Origin of the sequence: Bradyrhizobium sp. BLXBL-03 (genome assembly GCF_051853015.1) — a bacterium.
In the GTDB taxonomy this organism is placed as follows: Bacteria; Pseudomonadota; Alphaproteobacteria; order Rhizobiales; family Xanthobacteraceae; genus Bradyrhizobium; species Bradyrhizobium manausense.
In genome coordinates this window covers 2,731,782-2,753,272 of the sequence record NZ_CP182470.1, presented here as the reverse complement: position 1 = coordinate 2,753,272, position 21,491 = coordinate 2,731,782, and the positions used below count along the sequence as shown (strand labels likewise).

At 63.9% G+C, this 21,491-nt stretch carries 24 protein-coding genes; 7 read left to right on the top strand and 17 right to left on the bottom strand.

Going from position 1 to position 21,491, the window contains the following annotated elements; all coding sequences use genetic code 11:
• Nucleotides 1–12: 12 nt before the first annotated feature.
• The 5 genes from ACNJX9_RS13060 (at nucleotide 13) to ACNJX9_RS13040 (ending at nucleotide 3,670) form a co-directional block, all read left to right on the top strand.
• A complete protein-coding gene (locus ACNJX9_RS13060) occupies nucleotides 13–612 on the top strand; it encodes a PepSY domain-containing protein (RefSeq protein ID WP_439409133.1) in 600 nt (199 codons plus the stop codon).
• A 37-nt stretch (nucleotides 613–649) separates the two neighbouring features.
• Entirely contained in the window at nucleotides 650–1,816 is a 1,167-nt protein-coding gene (locus ACNJX9_RS13055) for a DUF3734 domain-containing protein (RefSeq protein ID WP_439409132.1), read from the top strand.
• A 29-nt stretch (nucleotides 1,817–1,845) separates the two neighbouring features.
• The gene (locus tag ACNJX9_RS13050) at nucleotides 1,846–2,637 is read left to right on the top strand and encodes an acetoacetate decarboxylase (RefSeq protein ID WP_439409131.1); all 792 of its coding nucleotides are present in this window, start codon (nucleotides 1,846–1,848) and stop codon (nucleotides 2,635–2,637) included.
• Between the two features lie 82 nt (nucleotides 2,638–2,719).
• Nucleotides 2,720–2,968 (top strand): hypothetical protein, encoded by a 249-nt coding sequence (locus tag ACNJX9_RS13045; RefSeq protein WP_157083620.1) that lies wholly within the window; start codon nucleotides 2,720–2,722, stop codon nucleotides 2,966–2,968.
• A gap of 96 nt (nucleotides 2,969–3,064) precedes the next feature.
• Nucleotides 3,065–3,670, top strand: coding sequence for a hypothetical protein (locus tag ACNJX9_RS13040; RefSeq protein WP_057751107.1), 606 nt, complete (start codon nucleotides 3,065–3,067; stop codon nucleotides 3,668–3,670).
• A gap of 117 nt (nucleotides 3,671–3,787) precedes the next feature.
• Here ACNJX9_RS13040 and ACNJX9_RS13035 read toward each other — a convergent pair whose 3' ends face one another.
• The 12 genes from ACNJX9_RS13035 to ACNJX9_RS12980 all read right to left on the bottom strand — a co-directional run bounded on the left by ACNJX9_RS13035 (nucleotide 3,788) and on the right by ACNJX9_RS12980 (nucleotide 13,110).
• Nucleotides 3,788–4,822 carry a Gfo/Idh/MocA family protein gene (locus tag ACNJX9_RS13035; protein WP_439409130.1) on the bottom strand — a complete coding sequence of 345 codons (1,035 nt, stop codon included), beginning with the start codon at nucleotides 4,820–4,822 and terminating at the stop codon, nucleotides 3,788–3,790.
• A 6-nt stretch (nucleotides 4,823–4,828) separates the two neighbouring features.
• Nucleotides 4,829–5,278, bottom strand: a complete 450-nt coding sequence (gene aroQ / locus ACNJX9_RS13030) for a type II 3-dehydroquinate dehydratase (protein ID WP_057751113.1) — start codon at nucleotides 5,276–5,278, stop codon at nucleotides 4,829–4,831.
• A 13-nt stretch (nucleotides 5,279–5,291) separates the two neighbouring features.
• Nucleotides 5,292–6,038: an amino acid ABC transporter ATP-binding protein gene (locus ACNJX9_RS13025; protein WP_439409129.1), complete on the bottom strand. Its 747-nt coding sequence runs from the start codon at nucleotides 6,036–6,038 to the stop codon at nucleotides 5,292–5,294.
• A gap of 62 nt (nucleotides 6,039–6,100) precedes the next feature.
• Complete coding sequence (locus ACNJX9_RS13020; RefSeq protein WP_439409128.1) at nucleotides 6,101–6,928, bottom strand: transporter substrate-binding domain-containing protein; 828 nt, start codon at nucleotides 6,926–6,928, stop codon at nucleotides 6,101–6,103.
• Between the two features lie 51 nt (nucleotides 6,929–6,979).
• The gene (locus ACNJX9_RS13015; RefSeq protein ID WP_057751119.1) at nucleotides 6,980–7,636 is read right to left on the bottom strand and encodes an amino acid ABC transporter permease; all 657 of its coding nucleotides are present in this window, start codon (nucleotides 7,634–7,636) and stop codon (nucleotides 6,980–6,982) included.
• A gap of 10 nt (nucleotides 7,637–7,646) precedes the next feature.
• A complete protein-coding gene (locus ACNJX9_RS13010; protein WP_220001160.1) occupies nucleotides 7,647–8,315 on the bottom strand; it encodes an amino acid ABC transporter permease in 669 nt (222 codons plus the stop codon).
• 51 nt (nucleotides 8,316–8,366) lie between these two features.
• Complete coding sequence (locus ACNJX9_RS13005) at nucleotides 8,367–9,221, bottom strand: shikimate dehydrogenase (protein ID WP_057751125.1); 855 nt, start codon at nucleotides 9,219–9,221, stop codon at nucleotides 8,367–8,369.
• Nucleotides 9,222–9,236: 15 nt separating this feature from the next.
• Nucleotides 9,237–10,064 carry a shikimate dehydrogenase gene (gene aroE, locus ACNJX9_RS13000; protein WP_439409127.1) on the bottom strand — a complete coding sequence of 276 codons (828 nt, stop codon included), beginning with the start codon at nucleotides 10,062–10,064 and terminating at the stop codon, nucleotides 9,237–9,239.
• Nucleotides 10,065–10,067: 3 nt separating this feature from the next.
• Nucleotides 10,068–11,294, bottom strand: coding sequence for a CaiB/BaiF CoA transferase family protein (locus ACNJX9_RS12995; protein WP_439409126.1), 1,227 nt, complete (start codon nucleotides 11,292–11,294; stop codon nucleotides 10,068–10,070).
• Entirely contained in the window at nucleotides 11,291–11,761 is a 471-nt protein-coding gene (locus tag ACNJX9_RS12990) for a MaoC family dehydratase (protein WP_057751134.1), read from the bottom strand. Before ACNJX9_RS12990 ends, ACNJX9_RS12995 begins: the two co-directional genes overlap by 4 nt.
• 13 nt (nucleotides 11,762–11,774) lie before the next feature.
• Nucleotides 11,775–12,161, bottom strand: a complete 387-nt coding sequence (locus ACNJX9_RS12985; RefSeq protein WP_439409125.1) for a VOC family protein — start codon at nucleotides 12,159–12,161, stop codon at nucleotides 11,775–11,777.
• Nucleotides 12,162–12,165: 4 nt separating this feature from the next.
• On the bottom strand, nucleotides 12,166–13,110 hold the full coding sequence (locus ACNJX9_RS12980; RefSeq protein ID WP_057751140.1) for a ketopantoate reductase family protein: 945 nt from the start codon (nucleotides 13,108–13,110) through the stop codon (nucleotides 12,166–12,168).
• Nucleotides 13,111–13,214: 104 nt separating this feature from the next.
• On the opposite strand from ACNJX9_RS12980, the gene ACNJX9_RS12975 reads away from it, so the two are divergent.
• Together ACNJX9_RS12975 and ACNJX9_RS12970 are read left to right on the top strand one after the other, a co-directional pair.
• A complete protein-coding gene (locus ACNJX9_RS12975; protein ID WP_439409124.1) occupies nucleotides 13,215–14,183 on the top strand; it encodes a LysR family transcriptional regulator in 969 nt (322 codons plus the stop codon).
• A 79-nt stretch (nucleotides 14,184–14,262) separates the two neighbouring features.
• Nucleotides 14,263–15,162 (top strand): LysR substrate-binding domain-containing protein, encoded by a 900-nt coding sequence (locus ACNJX9_RS12970; protein ID WP_439409123.1) that lies wholly within the window; start codon nucleotides 14,263–14,265, stop codon nucleotides 15,160–15,162.
• Nucleotides 15,163–15,170: 8 nt separating this feature from the next.
• Here ACNJX9_RS12970 and ACNJX9_RS12965 read toward each other — a convergent pair whose 3' ends face one another.
• The 5 genes from ACNJX9_RS12965 to ACNJX9_RS12945 are packed head-to-tail and all read right to left on the bottom strand — an operon-like array spanning nucleotide 15,171 to nucleotide 21,491.
• Nucleotides 15,171–16,661 carry an amidase gene (locus ACNJX9_RS12965; RefSeq protein WP_439410050.1) on the bottom strand — a complete coding sequence of 497 codons (1,491 nt, stop codon included), beginning with the start codon at nucleotides 16,659–16,661 and terminating at the stop codon, nucleotides 15,171–15,173.
• Between the two features lie 17 nt (nucleotides 16,662–16,678).
• Nucleotides 16,679–17,476: an FAD binding domain-containing protein gene (locus tag ACNJX9_RS12960; protein WP_439409122.1), complete on the bottom strand. Its 798-nt coding sequence runs from the start codon at nucleotides 17,474–17,476 to the stop codon at nucleotides 16,679–16,681.
• A gap of 11 nt (nucleotides 17,477–17,487) precedes the next feature.
• Nucleotides 17,488–19,875, bottom strand: a complete 2,388-nt coding sequence (locus ACNJX9_RS12955; RefSeq protein WP_439409121.1) for a xanthine dehydrogenase family protein molybdopterin-binding subunit — start codon at nucleotides 19,873–19,875, stop codon at nucleotides 17,488–17,490.
• Between the two features lie 2 nt (nucleotides 19,876–19,877).
• On the bottom strand, nucleotides 19,878–20,369 hold the full coding sequence (locus ACNJX9_RS12950; protein WP_194479802.1) for a (2Fe-2S)-binding protein: 492 nt from the start codon (nucleotides 20,367–20,369) through the stop codon (nucleotides 19,878–19,880).
• Between the two features lie 21 nt (nucleotides 20,370–20,390).
• The gene (locus ACNJX9_RS12945) at nucleotides 20,391–21,491 is read right to left on the bottom strand and encodes an ABC transporter ATP-binding protein (RefSeq protein ID WP_220001173.1); all 1,101 of its coding nucleotides are present in this window, start codon (nucleotides 21,489–21,491) and stop codon (nucleotides 20,391–20,393) included.

Sequence of the window (21,491 nt, the reverse complement as noted above, 5' to 3'; positions counted from 1 at the left end):
GAGATTGATCCGATGTCCAAGAACCATTTGTTTGCAGCGATCGTGTGGTCCGCTGCGCTCGCCGCGACCGCAGCGGTCGCTGACGTGCAGAATTCCGCTGATGCAACCAAGCAGGCCGCGAGCGAGCAGAGCGATGCCGAAGAGGCAGCGATCCGCCGCGTGCTTTCGGAGTTCCGCACCACCCGCGTCCCGCTCAGCCAGGCGATGGCGATAGCGGAGCGCCTGCACAGCGGATCGAAGACGGCCGACATCAGCTTCGAGATCGCAGGCCCGCCCGTGTATCGCATCCGCACGCTCAGAAATGAGCGCGTCTGGGAAAATGCCATCGATGCAAAGACCGGAGACGTCACGGGCAAGGAGACGACATTTTCACTCAAGGAGCTCGATCGGGAAGATCTCGCCAAGATCGTCGCCCTGAAATGGATCAAGCAGGAATTGTCTGATGCCGTGCAGGTCGCCGAGAAGGCTGCAGGAGGCAACGCTCTTGCCGGCGGATTGATGCGACAAGACGGCAGGCTCAACTTCGTGGTCGTCGTCGCATCCGGGGACCACTTGAAGGAAGTGATGCTCGAGCCGCCCAAGATCAGAAGGCAGGCTTCGGGCGATCGTTGACACGGGCCTTCCCATCAATCCTCAAAGAGCAAACTCCATGAACTTCCAATCCCGGTCACAGCTTTCATCCGCACAGCGGCAATTGCCATTCGATTGCATCGCCCTGCTGTTGCAGGGCGGGGGTGCGCTCGGTGCCTATCAAGCCGGCGTCTATGAAGCCTTGGACGAAGCCAGCATTCAGCCCGATTGGGTCGCCGGCATTTCGATCGGCGCGATCAATGCCGCCATCATCGCCGGCAATCCACCGGAGTCCCGCGTCGACCGTTTGCGCGATTTCTGGACCCAGGTCACTTCGACGGCGCCGTGGGAGTGGTCCGCTCTCAGCGATTGGGCAAAGACCGACAGCACGCGCAACCTCATCAACCAGATGAGCGCCGGTCTTGCGGCCACGTGTGGCGCAACCGGCTTTTTCTCCGCCCGTCCCATCCTGCCCTGGCTGCAGCCCGGCGGAGCCAGCGATGCGACCAGCATCTATGACACGCGCGCGCTCAGGACCACGCTGGAGCGCCTGGTCGACTTCGATCGTCTCAACGCCGGGCTGACGCGCTTCAGTGCCGGCGCCGTCAACGTCCGAACCGGGAATTTCGTCTATTTCGACAACACGACACATACCATCCAGCCGGAGCACATCATGGCCAGCGGCGCGCTGCCGCCCGGCTTTCCGGCCGTCGAAATCGAGGGCGAGCACTACTGGGACGGCGGCCTCGTCTCCAACACGCCGCTGCAATGGGTGATCGAAACTGATGCGCCGCAGGACATGCTCGCGTTCCAGGTCGACCTCTGGAGCGCGCGCGGTCAACTTCCGCGCAACATGGCCGAAGTCGTCACGCGCCACAAGGAAATCCAGTATTCGAGCCGCACGCGCGCCAGCACCGACCAGTTCAAGCGGGTGCAGCGCCTGCGGCGCGCGCTGACGGATCTGCTCGGCCGGCTGCCGGAGGATCTCACCCAGCATGAGGACGTGAAGCTGCTCAGCACCGCGGTCTGCCGCAACGTCTACAACATCGTTCATCTGATCTATCGCGCGCGCAATCACGAAGGCCATTCCAAGGACTACGAGTTCTCGCGGCTGTCGATGCAAGACCATTGGCGCGCCGGCTATCACGATGCGCTACGCACACTGCGCCATCCCGAGGTACTCGCCCGGCCTACGAGCCCCGACGGGGTCTTCACCTTCGATCTCGAACATGACGGCCGCGAATAGCCCCAACCCATCGCCTGGAGAGAACATTGATGCGCGAGACTGATGTGAAACAACGCGCCTTCGCCATGCCGCTGACGAACCCGGCTTATCCGCCGGGGCCGTACCGGTTCGTCGATCGCGAATACCTGATCATCACCTATCGCACCGATCCAGCCAAGCTGCGAGCCGTGGTGCCGGAGCCGCTGGAGGTCGACGAGCGAGAGGCTCTCGTCAAATACGAGTTCATCCGCATGCCCGATTCCAATGGCTTCGGCGACTATACGGAAAGCGGGCAAGTCATTCCCGTCTGCTTCCGCGGACGCAAGGGCGGCTACACGCACTGCATGTTCCTCAACGACGAAGGACCCATTGCCGGCGGGCGCGAGCTATGGGGCTTCCCGAAAAAGCTCGCGCAGCCGACGTTGAGAACCGAGATCGATACCCTGATCGGCACGCTGGATTACGGCCCGCTGCGCGTCGCGACCGGGACGATGGGCTACAAGCACCGCGAGGCCGATCTGACGAAAGTCAAGGCAGCGCTCAGCGAGCCCAACTTCCTGCTCAAGATCATCCCGCACGTCGACGGCAGCCCGCGGATCTGCGAGCTCGTTCAATACCGGCTCGAGGATGTCGTGCTGAAGGGCGCCTGGACCGGGCCTGCGGCCCTCGCGTTGACGCCACATGCGCTGGCGCCCGTGGCCGAACTGCCGGTACTCGAGATCATCTCCGCCGTCCACATCCGCGCCGACCTCACGCTCGGCCTCGGAACGGTGGTGCATGACTATCTGCGGCAACAGGCGCGCGGCTCGATCCGAGCCGGTGAGAGGGCCCTGGTCTTTTGACGCCAATTGCGCGTCGCATCCGGGGCGATGCACAGATGCTGCGCGCACGTTACGAAGAAGCATACGAGATGGAAATTCTGGCATGTCTCCTGTCAAGCAAGCCAACCGGAACGAGACCAGGCACTGTCTCCAGCTCAACTTCGCGGAAGATAACCGTCATGCGAACGCCCTGCGCGTCTGCGAGGCGCTTTTCAGTGAGGATGTGCTGCCAGGCGATGCCAAGCTGATGGCCCCGAGCGACTTCTACGCGGCGATTGCCTCCGGACCATCTCGCACTCGGCCAACAGCCAGGGACGAAGAGGTAGCGTTGCTTCCCTTTCTCGCGGCCTGAGGGACCGCGCATCAAACGGCGAGGCAATTGACCCAAGTCAACACGAGCAAAGCCAGGCCCGGACATCATCCAGGTCGAACAGTCACGGAGACGATCATGTCAGAACAGAGCAGCATGCATTTTTACCTGAATTGGGCCAAGGAGCGCATCGACGAAATGGACGCCGCGCTCGCCTCGTTCGAGGTCAAGGCGGGCGAGGCCAAGGCGGAGTCCAAGGTCAAGGCCGAGCAGATCATCGCCGACCTGAAGAAGCGCCGCGACGAATTTCAGGTGCAGCTCAAGGCACAAGCCGAAGCCGGCGAGGCAGCCTGGGCACGCAACAAGACAGAGCTCGAAAAGCAGTGGAACGGCTTCGAGGCGCAGATGAAGGTTTACTTCGAGAGCGCCGGCAAGCAGCTCGGGCAGCAGCAGGCTACGTTCAAGGACATCGCCGCCGCGCAGGCGAAGGCCTGGCGCGAGGCGGCCGACAAGTTCCGCGAGGCGGCTGGCAAGGTCGCCGCAACGCATACCGGGGATTTCGATGCCGCCCTCAAGCAGATGAAATCCGATGCGTCAGAGGCCGAGGCACGTCTGCAGAAGCTGAAGCAGGCCGGCAGCGAGTCGTGGACGGTGCTGGGCGCAGCGCTCGCCGAGTCTCGCAAGGCGTTCGATCAGGCCAATCAGGCGGCTTGGAATGCGCTGAAGGGCTCTGGCGCGAGGTGAAACTCAATCACGGGCAGGCAAATCCCCCGGGACATCTGCACCTATCGGCCTGCGAATTTCGGACGGCCGACATTTCCAGACGCAGATATCTCGGGGCGGGCGCCCTGCGTTTCGGTATCAAACCGGCACGAGAGCTCCGCTTTCCGCCGCGCGCTTGACTGCGTCGATCACGCCGAGGGTTTTCAGCCCTTCGCGCCCGCTCACCACAGGCTTGGCCGTACCGCGGATAACCCCACAGAAATTGGCGATCTGCAGACCAAGCGGGTCTGCCTTCTCATAGCTCAACCGCTCGCGCTCGATCGGCGCCCACCAGCTCGCCTTGCTTGGGTGATGCCATAGGTCGAGTTGCGGAATGGCCAGCGATGCCCTCGTGCCGCCGATCTGGTAGCACGCCTCCTGCGTATGGGTGTAGGCCGGGTTCTCACCGGCGGTGAATTCCCAGCTCCAGGGCGACTGGATGGTATCCGAGACATTGACCGTTCCAAGCGCGCCGGAGGCGAAGTGCAGGATGATCACCGCGGTCTCCTCGACCGCGTTTCCGCGCAGCCGATTGGATTGCGCGGCTTGCACCGCGACGATATCCCCGCACAGGTACCGCAACAGGTCGACATCGTGGATGAGATTCAGGAAAACAGGCCCCGCCCCTTTTTCGCGGCGCCAGGCCACGTCGAAATAGTCGTCCGGCTTGATCAGCCAGAACATGCCATGCACCGAGACGATCTGGCCGAGCCGGCCGCTGTCGATCTCCGCCTTGGCGCGCCGGATCATCGGATTATGCCGGCGGTGATGGCCGGTGAGCAGCGGCACGCTCGCCCGCTCCGAGGCTTCGACCAGCCCCTGCGCAGCGACGATCTCATCCGCCAGCGGCTTCTCGATCAGCGCCGGGATGCCAGCCGCGATACAATCCATGCCGTTGGCCACGTGCATCTGGTTGGGGGTGGCGACAACCACCCCCTCCGGCCGATTTCCGAAGAGCATGTCCTGAAACGACGGAAACCAGTCCACCTTCAGCGATGCCGCCAGCTCTCGGGCCGCCGGCATCGGATCGACGATTGACGACAGCATCGCCTCCGGCCGCGCGAGAACGTGCTCGATGTGTCGCTTGCCGATGAGGCCCGCTCCCATGACCGAGAGGCGGACGGGTGCGCTCATGCGATGCTATCCCTTCGTCTCATCAAGCAGCTTGGCCACACGCCGCAAGCCGAGCAGGTACCCTTGAGTGCCGAAGCCTGCGATGACCCCATCGGCCCGTTTGGAGATAAACGAGTGGTGACGGAATTCCTCGCGCTTGTGCACGTTGGAAATATGCACCTCGATCACCGTGCCCTCGAACGTGTTCAAAGCATCCAGGATGGCGACCGACGTATGGGTGAAAGCTGCGGGATTCATCACGATTCCGGCAGCCGTCTCGCGCGCCTCGTGGATCCAGTCGATCAGTTCGTATTCCCGGTTGGATTGATGGAAGCGAAGCTCCAGCCCGAGCTCCTTGCCCAGCGCCCGACAGTCCCGCTCCACGTCCGCAAGCGTCTCGTGACCATAGATGTGGGGCTGGCGCTTGCCGAGCAAATTGAGATTTGGGCCGTTGAGGACGTAAACTAGACGACTCATAAGAGAACTCCGTTCAGTGATGGGCGAGGATTTCGCCAAGGAACTGCCTGGTGCGGGCATGCTGGGGATTGCGGAAGAACGCCTCGGGCTCGCCTTCTTCGATGATCTGCCCTTCAGCCATGAAGATGACCCGGTCGGCGACCTGGCGGGCAAAGCCCATCTCGTGGGTGACGCAAATCATGGTCATGCCGTCATTGGCGAGGCCGATCATCGTATCGAGCACCTCCTTGACCATCTCAGGGTCGAGCGCCGAGGTCGGTTCATCAAACAGCATGACCTTGGGCTGCATGCAGAGCGCGCGCGCGATCGCCACACGCTGTTGCTGTCCGCCCGAAAGCTGAGCCGGATATTTCTCGGCCTGGTCGCCGATGCGAACGCGCTCGAGATATTTTCGCGCGGTCGCTTCCGCCTCGGTCTTGCCGATGCGGCGCGCGCGGATGGGCGCGAGCATGCAGTTCTGCAGGACAGTCATATGCGGAAAGAGGTTGAAGCTCTGAAAGACCATGCCGACGTCCTGACGTACGACATCGATGGCCTTGATGCTGTCGTCAAGCCGATGACCGTTCACCACGATGCTGCCCTGCTCGATCGCCTCGAGACGGTTGATACAGCGGATCAGCGTCGATTTGCCTGAGCCAGACGGGCCGCAGAGCACGATCTTCTCGCCCTTGCGCACGATGAGATTGACATCACGGAGAGCCTGGTACCCGCCGTACCATTTCTGCACGCCCTTCATTTCGATCAGGATATCGTCCTGCATGGATTCGGCTCCGCTATCGGACGGCGGCCAACGCGGATCGCGCGTCGGCCGCTCGCGGGTGGCTACTGAACTGTGAAGGGAACGCCGGGGACCGAGTCCGGGAAGATCGGCACGGGCGCCTTCATCCATTTGGCGTAGAAGCTGGTCAGCTTGCCGTTCGACTTGATCTGGTCGATGAACTTGTTGGCCGTCTCGTTCCACTCCTTGTCCCCGAGGCGGGTGCAGGCCCCGTTATACAGAGCGGTGAAGTGAAGCTTGGGCTCGAACCCGAGCTCCGGCTTTGCGGCGTTCAGGCGCTGCGGGTAGAAGCTGTTCGCGCCGACGGCCTGCACCTGGCCCGAGAGCAGCGCCTGGATCGTGGCCGCATCATCATCAAACCTGCGGATTTCGGTGCCCGCCGGAGCATTGTTGGTGACCTGGGTGTCCTGCGTCGAGGACCGGGGAACGCCGATCACGAACTTGGCCATGTCGGCATTGCTGTTGATCGGGGTTGCCTGGGCCGCCACCAGCGTAATCTCGTTGGCGACATATGGCTTGGAATATTGCACCGCCTTTGCGCGCTCGGGCAGCATGGCCATGGTCGCGAACAGAATGTCGACGCGGCCCGTGGTCAGCGCCGGAATACGATTGGCCACCGCGAGCGGAACGAACTCGGCCTTCACGCCGAGATAGTCGGCGAAGGCGCGGCCCATGTCGGCGTCGATGCCATCCTGCTTTCCCGAGCTGTCGACATAGCCCCAGGGAGGATTGTCGCCCTGAATGCCGATGACGACGACGCCCTTCTTCTTCACATCGTCCAACGTGCCGGCCTGCGATTTGCCCGCGATGGCGACGGCCGCCAACGCCAGCAGCGCGGCTCCGAACTGGCGACGATTACGTGAAAACAACATAAGTATCTCCTCCTGGTGATGGCTGTTTGTGATTGAATAGGTGCGCCGTTGCTACCTTTGGCTGGCCAGGGCGAGCCTGGCCTCCATCCGGCTGCCCCACCATGACAGGGGCCAGCAGAGGATGAAATACATCGCGCCGACCACGCCGAACACGAGCAACGGCTGGAAAGTCTGGTTCGATACGATTTGACCGGCGCGGGCGAGTTCGATGAAACCGACGATGGCGGCGAGCGACGTGCCCTTGATGAGCTGCACGAGATAGCCGATCGTCGCGGGCAGCGAGATGCGGATTGCCTGTGGCAGCACGATGTCGCGCATGCGGGACGAATAGTGCAATCCGAGCGCCATCGCCGCCTCGGTCTGGCCACGCGGCACGGCCTCAATCGCGCCGCGCCAGATCTCGCCAAGGAACGCGGAGGCATTCACGGTGAAGCCGATCGCCACCGCGACGAAGGCGTCGAGCTTCAGCCCGGTGAGCGCCAAGCCATAATACACGACGAAAAGCTGCAGCAGCAGTGGCGTGCCCTGGAATATCCCGATGTAGATGCGGGTGGCCCATTCCACGCCCTTGTGACCACAGGTGCGCAGCAATGCGACGGCCAGCCCCGCCGTGCAGCCGCCAGCGAATGCGACCAGCGTCAGCAGCACCGTCCATTGCAGCCCACGCAGCAGGAAGCCGAACTCGGGAAGACCAAAATGCGGTGTCATGATCGCCCCCTCAGCGTGTCGGATAAGAGAAGAAGCGGTGAGAGATCGCCGCAAAGCCCAGCATCAACAGCCAGGAGATCGCGAGATAGAGGAAGGTGACGGAGAAATACACCTCGAAGCTACGGAAGGTATCGCTTTCGATGCGCTGGGCAACCGACGTCAATTCGTAGGCTGATACCGCCGAACAGATCGACGAGGTCAGCGTCAGCATGATGAACTGGCCCGTGAGCGAGGGGTAGATCGCGCGAAGCGCGGGCTTGAGCACAATGAACCGGAACACCTGTCCTTTGTGCAGTCCGAGCGCGTAGCCGGCCTCCACCTGCCCTTTATGAATGGACTGCACCCCGCCGCGGATGATCTCGATGGCATAGGCACCGCCATTGACACCGAGAGCGATAATGGCGGTCGCGGTTGGATTGAGCTTCAACCCGATCAGCGGCAGCGCGAAGAACAGAAAGAAGATCTGCACCAGGAAAGGCGTATTGCGCACGACCTCGACGAAGCCGATCACGACGGCCCGCAACCAGGCCGCTTTCGAATCGCGCGCCGCAACGCCGGCGACACCGATCACCATCGCGAGCGTCATGCCGGCGAGCGCCAGGCCCAATGTCCCCACGCACCCCCACAGCAGGGCGGGCATCGCATGCCAAACCACCGAGAAATCGAGCGTATAGCCCATTAAGCGTTTCCTCTCGGGCGTTGTGCGTGCCGCTCGCCCATCGGCCAGACATCACCCACCCAGGGATGCAAAAGTGGCGAAGAAGACGTCCGGATCAGGTGAGATGTCCGTGAACAGGCGAAATGCTTCGGTGCCCTGGAAGATCGCCATGCCACCACCGTCGACGGTGCGGCAGCCGCGGCTGCGTGCCGTGCGCAGCAGGGCGGTTTCCAGCGGGAAATAGACGATCTCGGCGACCCACAGATCGGGACGCAGCAGATCCGTCGGCAGCGGCGTGCCTGGATACTTGTCCATGCCGATCGGCGTCGCGTTGACGATTCCGTCGGCGGCAGCGACGTACGCGGCAACATCCTGGCCAGCCCTCAAGCGCCCCTCCGCAAATCGGGGAGACAAGCTATTTACCAAACTCTGCGCTTTGGCCAAGTCGACATCGACAATGGTCAGTTCCCGCACGCCGAGCTTCATGAGCGCGAACGCAACCGCCGCGCCCGCTCCGCCCGCGCCAAACTGGACGACCCGACCGAGCGGCGCACCCTGCATGTTGCGGCGAAAGTTCTCGGCAAAGCCGAACCAGTCGGTGTTGTGGCCGGTCATCCGACCGTTCCTGATGACCACGGTGTTCACGGCACCGAGCGCCTCGGCGTCGGGCGAAAGCTCGTCCAGGAGTGGGATGATGGCCTGCTTGCAGGGATGGGTCACGTTCAGCCCGTCAAAGCCCATCCGCTTTGCCGCCATCAGCAATTCCGGCAGCGCTTCGGCTCCAAGTTTCAACTCAGTCAAGTCAATCTTCTTGTAGAGATAGCGGATGCCGGCGGCGTCAGCAGCCGCTTCGTGCATGGGCGGAGTGCGCGACGCAGCAATGCCGCTGCCGATCAGGCCGACAAGGAAGCTGGGTTTGGGATGCATATTCGGTATCGCCCTTCAGCTCAAGGGGATGGTCAGTTCGGCGATGACCTGGGCCGTGCCCGGCCGAACGCCGCGCCACCAGGCAAAAGCTTCGGCGGCCTGCTCGACCAGCATGCCGACGCCGTCGGCCAGCTTGGCGACGCTTTCGGCGCGGGCCGCTTGCAGAAAGGGAGTCAGCCCCTTGCCGTAGGCAAGTTCGTAGGCCAGTTTTGCACCGCGGAAGACATTGCGCGGAAGCGGCGGCATTTCGCCGCGCAGGCTGGCCGACGTCGCGTTGACCACGACGTCATAGCCCTCGGCAAGGTCGGCCAGCTCAGCGTAGCCGCTGACCATCAGGGGGCCGCAGCCCGCAAACTCTTCGGCCAATGCGACCGCCTTCGACAGCGTTCGGTTGACGAGAACCAGCTCGGACGGCTCCTGGCGCAGGAACGGCAGCAGCGCGCCACGCGCCGCCCCTCCAGCCCCGAGCATCAGGACGCGCCGGCCGGCCATCGGGACGCCGAGATTGACCGTGATGTCCCGTACAAGGCCGATCCCGTCGAAATTCTCGCCAATGATCCGATCGCCGACGAACTTCAGGCAGTTTACGGCGCCAGCTCGGTCGGCGCTCTCTGAAAGCTCGTTTGCGTAGGCGAAGGCATCGAGCTTGAACGGCGCGGTGATGTTCAGCCCCTTGGCGCCCTCTGTCCGGAACTGATCAACCCGTTCGTTGAAGCCATTGAGGGGCCCCTCGATCGCCTCATAGACAAGGTCCTGTCCTGTCATCCTGGCGAAAGTGCCATGGATGAGAGGTGATTTGCTGAAGCCGATCGGATTGCCGATCACCGCATAACGGTCGCTCATCGCTCACTCCTGCACTGCGACTTCGTTGTAGAGCACGCCGTCACGCACCATCGCCTCAACGAGATCGGCCGACAGGCCCAGCGACTGTGCAATCCGGCGATTGTCCTGGCCCAGCAGCGGCGCCGGAGTACGCACCGTGGTGTCGCAATCGGAGAACCGGAACGGCAGGTTCGGCAACGTCACCTTGCCGAGCACGGGATGCTGCTGCTCGACCAGCATGCCGCGCGCCTGAATCTGCGGATCCTTCACGACCTCCTCGATGGTCTGCACGGGAGCCGACGGCACACCTGCTTCGTCGAGTGCGGCAAGACAGGCGTCCCGAGAGGGTTGCGACAGCGTCCAGCTGCGCACAATCTCCATCGCCTCGGCATAATGAGCGTTGCGCGCGGCAGGCGTGGTGAAGCGTTGGTCGGATGCCAAATTGTCTCCCCCGATCAGGCTCGCCAATCGTCGCCAAGCATCGTCGACCTGCGCAGCGATGACAAGATTGCCGTCCCTGGCCGGGAACACGCCGTAGACGGTCGAATCCGGCTGACCGCTGCCGGTCTGCTTCGGGAGGTCGGTACCGCCGGAGAGGAAGTAGCGCTGCACCGCATAGTCGTGCATCGAGACCATGCAGTCGTACAGCGCGAGATCGATATGCTGGCCGCGACCGGACGACGCGCGGCCGACCAGCGCGGCATTGATCGCAGCCACACCGTGAATGCCGGTATACATGTCGGCCAATGGCATCCGCAGCAGCGGCGGCGCTTCGCCGGGATTGCCCAGTTGCGCCAGAGCGCCCGACATCGCCTCTGCGATCAGGCCGAAGCCCGGACGATCGGCATAGGGACCGGTGTGGCCATAGGCAGAGACCGAGCAGTAGATCAGTTTGGGATTGCGCGCCGACAGCGCCTTGTAGCCGAGCCCGAGGCGATCGAGCGCGCCGGGACGATAGTTCTCGATGAAGACATCGGCCGTGTCGACCAGCTTCATCATCATGTCCAGACCGCGCTTGTCGCGCAGGTCGATGCACAGGCCCTGCTTGCCCATGTTCTGCTGCAGGAAGTAGCCGGATTGCCCGTCCTTGAAATAGCCATGGGCGCGACCCGCATCGCCTTGCTTGGGACGCTCCACCTTGATGACCTCAGCGCCCATCGCGGCGAGGCAACGCCCCATGAACGGGCCTGCCAGGAAATGGCTGTAGTCGATGACGCGAATGCCTTTGAGAGGCAGATCTTGTGCGGTCATGCCTGCTCTCCCGCGGCGTTGGTCTTCGGGCGCATCGGAATCATCAGACGGTGCTCGCCGAGCTGCACCACTTCGCCGCGCTGATTGATCAGCTCCGAGGGCAGCACCACGATGCCCCACCCTTCGCGCTTCGTGGCGCGCATCGAGCCAACGCGGAACTTGACGTGCACGGTGTCACCGAGCTTGATCGGCAGCTTGAAATCCCAGGTCCAGCCCAGCGACATTCCCGGAAGGAAGCGGTAGTCGGCGCGGGTCTTCAAACCGTCGGCCAGCGACAGGCCAAACAGCCCGTGCGCGACGCGCGTGCCGAAGGGCGTGGTCTTGGCGTATTCCTCGTCGACATGAACAGGCGTGAAATCGCCTGTCAACTCGGCATAGGCATTCACCATTGCTTCGGTGACCGTCACCGCGGGGGTGACGCATTCGTCGCCGACCTTGGCATCGTCCCAGTAGCGCTCATCGCTCATGTCGCGTGTTCCTTTAGGCCCGTGGATTGATCGCCAGCGCCGCTTCCACGGCACCCGCGCTGGCTTGCAAGATTTCGACGTTCAGCCCGCCCGGCAGCTCGAGCCAGTTCGGGCCGGCTGGCAGCGCTTTGGCGCCCCATGCAGCAGCACGGGCGAGCACACCTTCGTAGTCGTCGACCATGATGCCGAGATGGGCGAGACGCCCCTCCGGTCCGACGAAGTTCGGATCCTCGATGAGTTGCACGCTTCCGAGCACCCATACCTGGCGCGGGCGCGCGCCTTCGGCCGCTTGCTCGTCGCGGATACCGAGGCCAAGCACCTGGCGGAAGAAATCGACGTGGCGGTCGACATCCGGCACCCGGATGGCAACGTGTTCGACATAGGCGCGGGGGAGCGTCATCGCCTCAGGCCTTTCCAGGGTAGTCGGTGCGGGCATATTCCAGGCCCTTGACCAACGCGACGATGGTGGAATTCACGGGGGTCGGCATGTTGAGCTTGGCGCCCCAGCGCACGACCGAGCCGTGAATGTAATCGACCTCGGTCAGATTGCCCGATTGCAGGCTCTGCAGCATCGAGGTCTTGAACTCGGGCGGCAGCCCGGCAGACGCCATGGTCCACGCGCGGCGCGGATCGGTGATCGAAATCTTCACGCCTGCGGCCTGCGCCACCATGATGCCCTCGGAAATCGCCGCGAGCGCACACTCTTCCAGGACCGGCAGTGAATAGAGGCCGCCATAAGTCAGCCCGGTAACGGCGGTGATTCCTCCTCCGGCGACGTTGATGAACAGCTTGTCCCACATCGTCCCAAGGATGTTGTCGCTGAGCAGCGTGAGAATGCCGGCACGATTGAACGTCTCGGAAATCCGCTGTGCGCGTTCGGTCAAGCGTCCATCGAGCTCGCCGATGATGGTTTCCTTGCCGACCACTCCGGAGCGAACATGACCCGGGCCGAGCAGCACGCCGCCAACATAGGTCTTTCCTGCCATGACCCTGTTACGACCGACTTCCTCCGCAAGGATGTCTTCGTGGCCAAGGCCGTTCTGCAGCGACATCACGACCGTCTGCGGCCCGATGATCGGCGCGGCCGCCCGGATCGCATCCCGCGTGTGGTAGGACTTGACGAGGACGATGACGAGGTCCGCCACCCCACCGACCTCGGCCGCGGAGGTGCACGCGGTGACCTTTGCAATGCTCTCGACATCGCCTTCCAGCATGCGGAGGCCATGCGCATTGATCGCTTCGACGTGTGCACGGAACGGATCGATCAGGAAGACGTCTGCCCCGCCCCGCGCCAGCGTGCCGCCGATCGTCGAGCCCAAAGCCCCCGCTCCGACAAAGCAGATTCTCATCCGAACGCTTCTTCCTGCGCAACTTTTGGCGTTGGAAGCCCCGATAGCAGCCGGCGGAACATTTTGATATGCTATGGGACTTATATTGATTATTGTGAATCGCAATGACGCGTCGTGACCTGCCCCACACCAACCTGCTCGACCCCCGCCTGCTCAGGCTGTTCGACGCGCTGTTCACCACGGGCAGCGTCACCAAGGCGGCCGAGAGGCTGGGTCAAAGCCAGCCGACGGTGTCAATCTGGCTTGCCCGCCTGCGGCAGGAACTCGACGATCCGCTGTTCGTCCGTTCGCCGGAAGGAATGCTGCCCACGCCTCGGGCCGAGGCGCTTATCGGCACCGCAAGGCAGGCACTGGAAATGCTGCGGCGGCTGGCCGACCTGCGCACGGACTTCGATCCAGCCACCGCCAAACGGCGCTTCAGCATCTGCATGACGGACGCGAGCCATGTGACGCTGCTTCCTGCCATCCTCGCCCATGTTCGCCGCGTCGCGCCGGGCATCCGGATCGAGGCGGCGCAGATCGGCATGGATACGCCTCGCATGCTTCAGTCCGGCGAGGGCGATCTCGCGCTCGGCTACATCTCGGATCTTGATGCCGGCCATTTCCAGCAGGCGCTGTTTCCGCAGGATTGGGTCTGTTTGGCGAACGCGCATCATCCCCGCATCAAGGACCGCGTCACGCTCAAAGATTTCAGGTGTGAGGCTCACGTGCTCATTCGGTCCGGCACGGGGCATCAGCTGCTCGCTGACGCCTCCCGCGAACAGGGGATCGAGCGGGACATCGCGCTGGAGCTGCCGGGCTTTCTCGGCCTGCCCGCGATCGTCGGAACCACCGACCTGATCGCCACGCTGCCGCGCCACATCGGCGAAACCCTGGCACACTATTACGGGCTGCGCGTGCTCGCGTGCCCGCTACCAATCCCCAGCTTTACAGTCAAACAATACTGGCACGCCCGATTCCATCATGATCCCGCAAGCCAATGGTTGCGCGGGGTTTGCGCCGAGCTTTTCCAGCAACAGGAGGTCCGCGGCCTGCATCGCTCAAGCCGACCGCCGAGACGCAAGCCGACTTGACTGGCGGCCATCGTGCTGATCGCGGAATGGGTCGTCTAGCATGGGAATTGCATAGTTTCTGAGCAAAACGGATTGCCTTATGAACCTGATCAGTCTCGATATCCGTATGCTCAGATCGTTGATCTCGGTTGTCGAGACCGGCAGCATCACCGAGACTGCGCGCCGGCTCGGCCGCACTCAACCGGCCATCACCTTGCAGCTGCAGCGGCTGGAGGAGCTGACCGGCAAGCAGCTCTTTCTCCATGGCGGGCGCCGGCTCACGCTGACCGAGGATGGCACCACGGTCCTGACCTACGCCAAGTCCATCCTGCGGCTGCACGACGAGCTGATCTCGCAGCTGGCCTCGCAGGAGATCGAGGGCCAGGTCGTCCTCGGCACGCCGGATCTCTACGCGGCCTTCATGCTGCCGTCGATACTCAGCGTATTTCGCAAATCCTTTCCGCGTGTACAGGTCGAGCTCAACTGTGCGCTCTCGACGCCGCTGGTCGGCCTCGTCAAGCGCGGCGACGTCGACATCGCGCTCGTCACCCGCATGAATGATTTCACCGGCGGCCAGGTGGTCCGCCGCGAGCAGCTCGTCTGGATGACCGGCGAGCAATCCGCCGCGCATCAGGAACGGCCGATTCCGCTCGCTCTGCTGCCCCCGGGCAACATCTATCGCGACTACGCGATCGACACGCTCGAGCGCGCGAACCTGCGGTGGCGCGTCGCCTGCGTCAGCGAAAGTGTCGGCGGCCTGCAGGCCGCGGCCTTCGCTGGCATGGCCGTCACCGTGCTCGGCCGCAGCGCGCTGGTCCCGGCGATGCGCGAGATCGGATCCAGCGAGGGATTGCCGCCGCTGCCGAAGATCGAGCTGCTGCTCTACAAATCGAGCGGCGCCACCTCAAAGGCGGCGACCGCGCTGCATGACTACCTCGCGCATTATCTGCGTCTCGACGAAGAGCTCAGCGGTCGCGGCATTCCGATCGAGCTGTCCTGATCTCCCGCTCACGCGCGCGCGCTGACGGGTTTTTGTTCCCGACGCACCAGCGGCGGCCAGTAGCTCGACCATGGCTGCGCCTCTTCGAATGCGGCGGCAATTCGGAAGATCGTCGGCTCATCGAGCCAGTGCGCCACGATCTGCAGACCGATCGGTAGGCCGTCGCGATCAAAACCGCAGGGCAGCGTCGCCGCCGGGAGCCCCGACAGATTGATGGGCCAAGTGAAGGGTGACCAGCCGAGATGCGGATCGACTGCGACGCCGTCGATGTGGTCAACACCGAGCTGTCCGGCTCCAAACGCCGTCACGGCGACCGTCGGCGTGACCAGTGCGTCGATCCGCTCGAAGAGCTTCAGGAATGCGGCGCGTGCCTGCCCGCGGCGATAACCCGCTTCGACGTAGTCGGTCCCGCTGTAACGACGGCCGGCGCTGACGACCTCGCGGTAGTCGCTTTCCGAACCGGCAAGGTCGATGCTCGTTCTGCCCGCAACGGCCGCAGCCTGCTCCGTGAAGGCGATCGGCTTCAGCGTATGCTCCAATATTCCGGGGTCCAGTCCTGGACCATCCAGGCTCACCTTCGCGCCGCAGGATTCCAGGACGGCAAGCGCCTTGTCGAAGGCGACGCGCACGTCGGGGCTCACCGCAGCATAGCCGAGGTCGACGCTGGCGCCGATGCGAACCCCGTTCAAGGGGACGGCCTTGGCGTCGAAACGCCGCGGCGAAACCGGAAGGCTTGCCGGATCTCGCAGATCGTAGCCGGCGATGACCTCGAGCGCGAGCGCAGCGTCCGCGACCGTACGCGTGATCGGCCCGGTATGCGCGAGCGAGGCCCAGGATGGCGGCGAGAATCCCGGCGAGCGCGGCACGAGGCCGAATGTCGGCTTGAACCCGAACACGCCGCAGAAGGACGACGGCACCCGGATCGAGCCGACGCCGTCGGTGCCGATCGCGATCGGTCCGCAGCCGGCAGCAACAGCTGCCGCCGCGCCGCCGCTCGACCCGCCGCTGGTACGACCGGGATTCCAGGGATTGCGCGTAACGCCGGTGACCGGGCTGTCGGCCGTCAGCTTGTAGCCGGACTCGCACGTGGTTGTCTTGCAGGTGATGATCGCGCCTGATGCCTTCAGCGCCGAGACCACGGCGGCATCGGCGTCGGGCACGAACGCCGTGTTCATCGGCGAGCCGGCATAGGCGGGCACGCCCGCGACGAAGACGAGATCCTTGATCGTAACCGGCACGCCTGCAAGAGGTCCCCTGGCGTCGCCCGCCCGCATCTCCCTGGTGAGACGATCGGCCTCCGCCCTCGCCTGCTCATACATCGGCGTCACCACCGCATTGCAGGCTTCATCCGTGGCTTTGAGCGCGGCAATGGTGTCATCGACGACATCGCGCGGGGTGAATGCCTTGCGCCGATAGCCGGCCATGATCTCGGTTGCAGAAAGCGCGCCAAGGCCAGTCGGCGCCGGCGGGAACGCCGCTCGGCCGGAACCATCAATCATCATCAACCCTTAGAGAGCTAGCTGAGCGCCGCGTCGACGGCGCGCTTGGCCATCACCGTGACGAGATGCGCACGGTAATCGGCTTCGGCATGGATATCGGAGGTGAGGCCGTCGGTATTGATCTTGATCGCCGCAATCGCGGACGGATCGAAATTCTCCGACAACGCCGACTCCATCGGCGGCACGCGGAACACGCCCGGACCCGCGCCTGTTACGGCGACGCGGACGCCATCGGCGAATTTCGCGACGAACACGCCGACCAGCGCATAACGCGACGCCGGCGCCTTGAACTTTGCGTAACCCGCTTTCAGCGGCACCGGAAAACGGATCGCCGTGATGATCTCGCCCGGCTCGAGCGCCGTCTCGAACAGGCCCAGGAAGAACTTGTCGGCCGCGATCTCGCGCTTGCTGGTGATGATGGTGGCGCCGAGGCCGAGCACGCCGGCGGGATAGTCCGCCGCAGGATCGTTGTTGGCGACGGAACCGCCGATGGTGCCACGGCTGCGCACGGCGGGATCGCCGATCATCGAAGCCAATGCCGCAAGGCCCGGGATTTTCGTTTGCACCAATTTTGAGGCCGCCACCACCGCATGCGGCGTCATTGCGCCGATGGTGATCGTGGTGCCGTCGTCGGCAATGCCCTTGAGCGAGCCCAGCTTCGACAGATCGACAAGTGCCGCGGGACTCGCCAGCCGCTGCTTCAGCGTCGGGATCAGCGTCATGCCGCCGGCGACGAGCTTGCTGTCCTCGATCGAGATCAGCAGCTTGGCGGCATCCGGGATCCCATCGGGCTGGTGATAGGCGAATGGTTTCATTGTTGTCCTCCCTATTCCGCCGCAACCGGCAGCGACGCGTTTTGCAGCAGGCGCCAGATCCGGTTCGGCGTCGCCGGCATGTCCACGTGAGTCACGCCGAGATGCGACAGCGCGTCGACGACCGCGTTAATGACGGCGGCCGGCGAGCCGATGGTGCCGACCTCGCCGCAGCCCTTCACGCCCATCGGCGTGTGCGTGCAGAGCGTGGAGTGGGTCGCAACCTTCATCATCGGCAGATGATCGGCGCGCGGCATGCAGTAATCCATCAGCGAGCCCGACAATAGCTGGCCGGAGCCTTCGTCATAGACCGCGTTCTCGAACAGCGCCTGGCCGACGCCCTGGACAATGCCGCCGTGAAGCTGCCCCTCCACGATCATCGGGTTGATGACCGTCCCGACGTCATCGACCGCGGTGTAATTGACCAGCGTCACCGTGCCGGTCTCCGGATCGACCTCGACCTCGGCGATGTGGCAGCCGCCGGGATAGGTGAAGTTGACGGGGTCGTAATAGGCCTGCTCTTCGAGTCCCGGCTCCAGCACTTCGAGCGGATAATTGTGGGGCACGTAGGCGGCGCCTGCGATCTCCTCGAAGGTCTTCATGCGGTCGGTACCGGCGACGGAGAACTTTCCGCTTTCGAAGTGAATGTCGGCTTCCGCCGCCTCGAGCAGATGTGAGGCGATCTTCTTGCCCTTGGCGATCACCTTGTCGGTCGCCTTCGACAGCGCCGCGCCTCCGACCACGAGGGAGCGCGAGCCATAGGTGCCCATCCCGAACTGCACGCGATCGGTATCGCCGAACACGATATCGACATTCTCGAAGGCGACGCCGAGCTTGTCCGAGACGATCTGCGCAAAGGTCGTCTCGTGGCCCTGGCCGTGATTGTGGGTGCCGATCATGACCGTGACCTGGCCGGTCGGATGCACGCGTACGGTGGCGCTCTCGTAGAGGCCACCGCGCGCACCGAGGCGTCCGGCGAAGCGCGACGGCGCCAGGCCGCAAGCCTCGACATAGGTGGAGTAGCCGAGCCCGCGGAACCTGCCCTTGCGCGCGGAAGCCGCCTTGCGCGCACCGAAGCCCTTCACGTCGGCCGCGACCAATGCACCGTCGTGGCAGCCCATGGGATCGCCGGAATCGTACTGCACCAGAACAGGTGTCTGATAAGGATACGCCTCTTTCGGGATCATGTTGCGACGGCGGATCTCGACGCGGTCGATCCCCATCTCGCTCGCTGCAACATCGACGATGCGTTCCAGCACGAAGGTCGCCTCGGGCCGGCCCGCGCCGCGATAGGCGTCGACGGGGACGGTGTTGGTGAAGACCACCTTCACGTTGCAGTAGATCGCCGGCGTGGTGTAGACGCCGCTGAGCAGCGGACCGTAGAGATTGGTCGGAATGTTCGGCCCGAAGGTCGAGAGATAGCCGCCCATATTGGCAAGCGTGTTGACGCGGAAGGCGAGGAATTTTCCGTTTTCATCCAGCGCCAGCTCGGCCTCGGTGACGTGGTCGCGGCCGTGGCGATCGGAGACATAGCCCTCCGAGCGGCTCGCGACCCATTTCACCGGCCGCTTGACCCGCTTGGCGGCCCAGGTGATCACGGCCTCCTCGCCGTAATGGAACTGCTTGACGCCGAAGCCGCCGCCGACGTCGGGTGCGACCACGCGCAACTTGTGCTGCGGGATGTTCAGCACCAGCGCGCCCATCAGGAAGCGCACGACGTGCGGAAACTGGCTGGTGGTCCACAGCGTGAAACGGTCCGTGCCCGGCTCATACTCCGCGATCGCCGCGCGCGGCTCCATGGGATTGCCGATCAGGCGGTTGTTGACGAGGCTGAGCTTGGCGACATGCGCCGCTTTCCGGAACGCGGCCTCCACCGCGGCCTTGTCGCCGAGCTCCCAGTTGCAGCAGATGTTATCAGGCACGTCGTCGAACAGTTGCGGCGCACCGGGCCTGACGGCCTCGAGCACGCCGACCACGGACGGCAGCACCTCGTAATCGATCTTGAGCAGCTCGGCGCCCGCATTAGCCTGCTCCGGCGTCTCGGCAATCACGAAGGCGACCATGTCACCGACGAAGCGCACCTTGCCCTGCGCTAGCATCGGGAATGGCGGCTCCTTCATCGGCGTGCCCTTGGCGTCCGTGATACCCCAGCCGCAAGGCAGCGAACCCAGGCCGTCAGCCTTGACGTCGTCGCCGGTCAAGACCGCAATCACGCCAGGTGAGGCCAGCGCCGCGCTCTTGTCGATGCCTCGCAGCACCGCATGCCCGTGCGGCGAGCGTACGAACACGCCTGACGTCATGCCGGGGCGCTTGATGTCGGAGACGTAATTGCCGCGGCCGGTGAGGAAGCGCTGGTCTTCTTTCCGCTTCGGTGCAGCGCCGATGCCGATCACATTGCCCATGGTCACTCTCCCTTGGCGGCGTTCATGGCGGCAGCGCCTGCCATCACCGAGACGACGATGTTCTGGTAGCCGGTGCAGCGGCAGATGTTGCCTTCAAGGCCATGGCGGACGTCGGCCTCGGTCAGATCAGGTTTCTCGGTCGCGAGTGCGACCGCCGTCATCAACATGCCCGGCGTACAGAAGCCGCATTGCAGACCGTGATGCTCGCGGAATGCCTCCTGCATCGGATGCATCTGGTTCGAGCCGGGCGCACCTTGCAGGCCCTCGATGGTGAGCAGCGTCGCGCCGTCGAGCGCGGGCGCCAGCAGCGTGCAGCTCTTCACCGGAAGCCCATCGAGATGGACCACACAGGCGCCGCACTGGCTGGTATCGCAGCCGATATGGGTGCCCGTGAGATTGAGCTGTTCGCGCAGCAGCTCGGCAACGAGCGTCGCTGGCTCGACATCGACAGTGGTCGGCCGGCCGTTAAGTGTGAAGGATATCTGCACGGTCATACTCCTGTGCGCGACGGGGCTTTAGGCGAGTGGCAACGCGCTGCCGGTGGCCCATGTGGCCATCACGACATCGCCGACGGTGAAGGGATCTGCGAAGAAGGTCTTTTCCGGCACGTACGCGACGAACTCGTCATCGGGCACGGTGTCGAGCATGACCTTGACGAAATAGCCCTGGTATTCGATCGCGAGCACGCGGCTCGGCAGCGAGGTGGTAAAGCCCGGCGGCAAGTCCCTACCCGGCCTGACAAGTGCGACATCGTCGCGGCGCACTGCGATATCGACCTGGTCGCCGACGTTGACGGTGGGTCGTGCCTGGAGCGGCACCTCGATGCCGGAAGGTGCCGCGAGCGTGAAGCTGGCACCATTGACCTTCTCGACCCGGCCCGACAGCACATTCTGGCCACCCATGAACTCGGCGACATAGCGGTCGTGCGGATGGGCGTAGACATCGCGCGCGGCACCCGCCTGCTTGATCTTGCCCTGCTCCATCACCACCACGAGGTCAGCGAGCGCGATCGCTTCGAGCTGGGTGTGGGTGACATGGATGAAGGTGATGCCGAGCTCCTGCTGCATCCGCCGGAGCTCCTGGCGCATCTGGACGCGGAGCTGCTCGTCGAGCGCGGAGAGCGGCTCATCGAGCAGCAGCACGCGCGGCTCGGTGATGGCAGCGCGCGCCAGCGCGACACGCTGCTGCTGGCCGCCGGAGAGCTGCGCCGGCAGACGATCGGCGAACTGCGTCAGCCGCACCTTTTCGATCATGGCATCGGCCGCACGCAGGCGATCGGCCTTGGACTGGCCGCGGACACGCAAGGCAAAGGCGATGTTCTCGCGCACGGTCAGATGCGGGAACAGGGCGTAGGACTGGAACATCATCGCAGTGCGGCGCTGCACCGGCGCGAGCCCCACAACGTTCTGGCCGCCGATCACGATCTCGCCGGCTGTGGGGTCCTCGTGGCCGGCAATCATGCGCAGGATCGTGGTCTTGCCGCAGCCGGACGGGCCGATGAAGCAACAATAGGCACCGTCGTCGATCCTGAGATTGACGCCGTCGACCACGTTAGTCACGCCGTCAAAGCTCTTGCAGACACCCGCCAGTTCGATATCGCCGCGATCGTTCTTCAT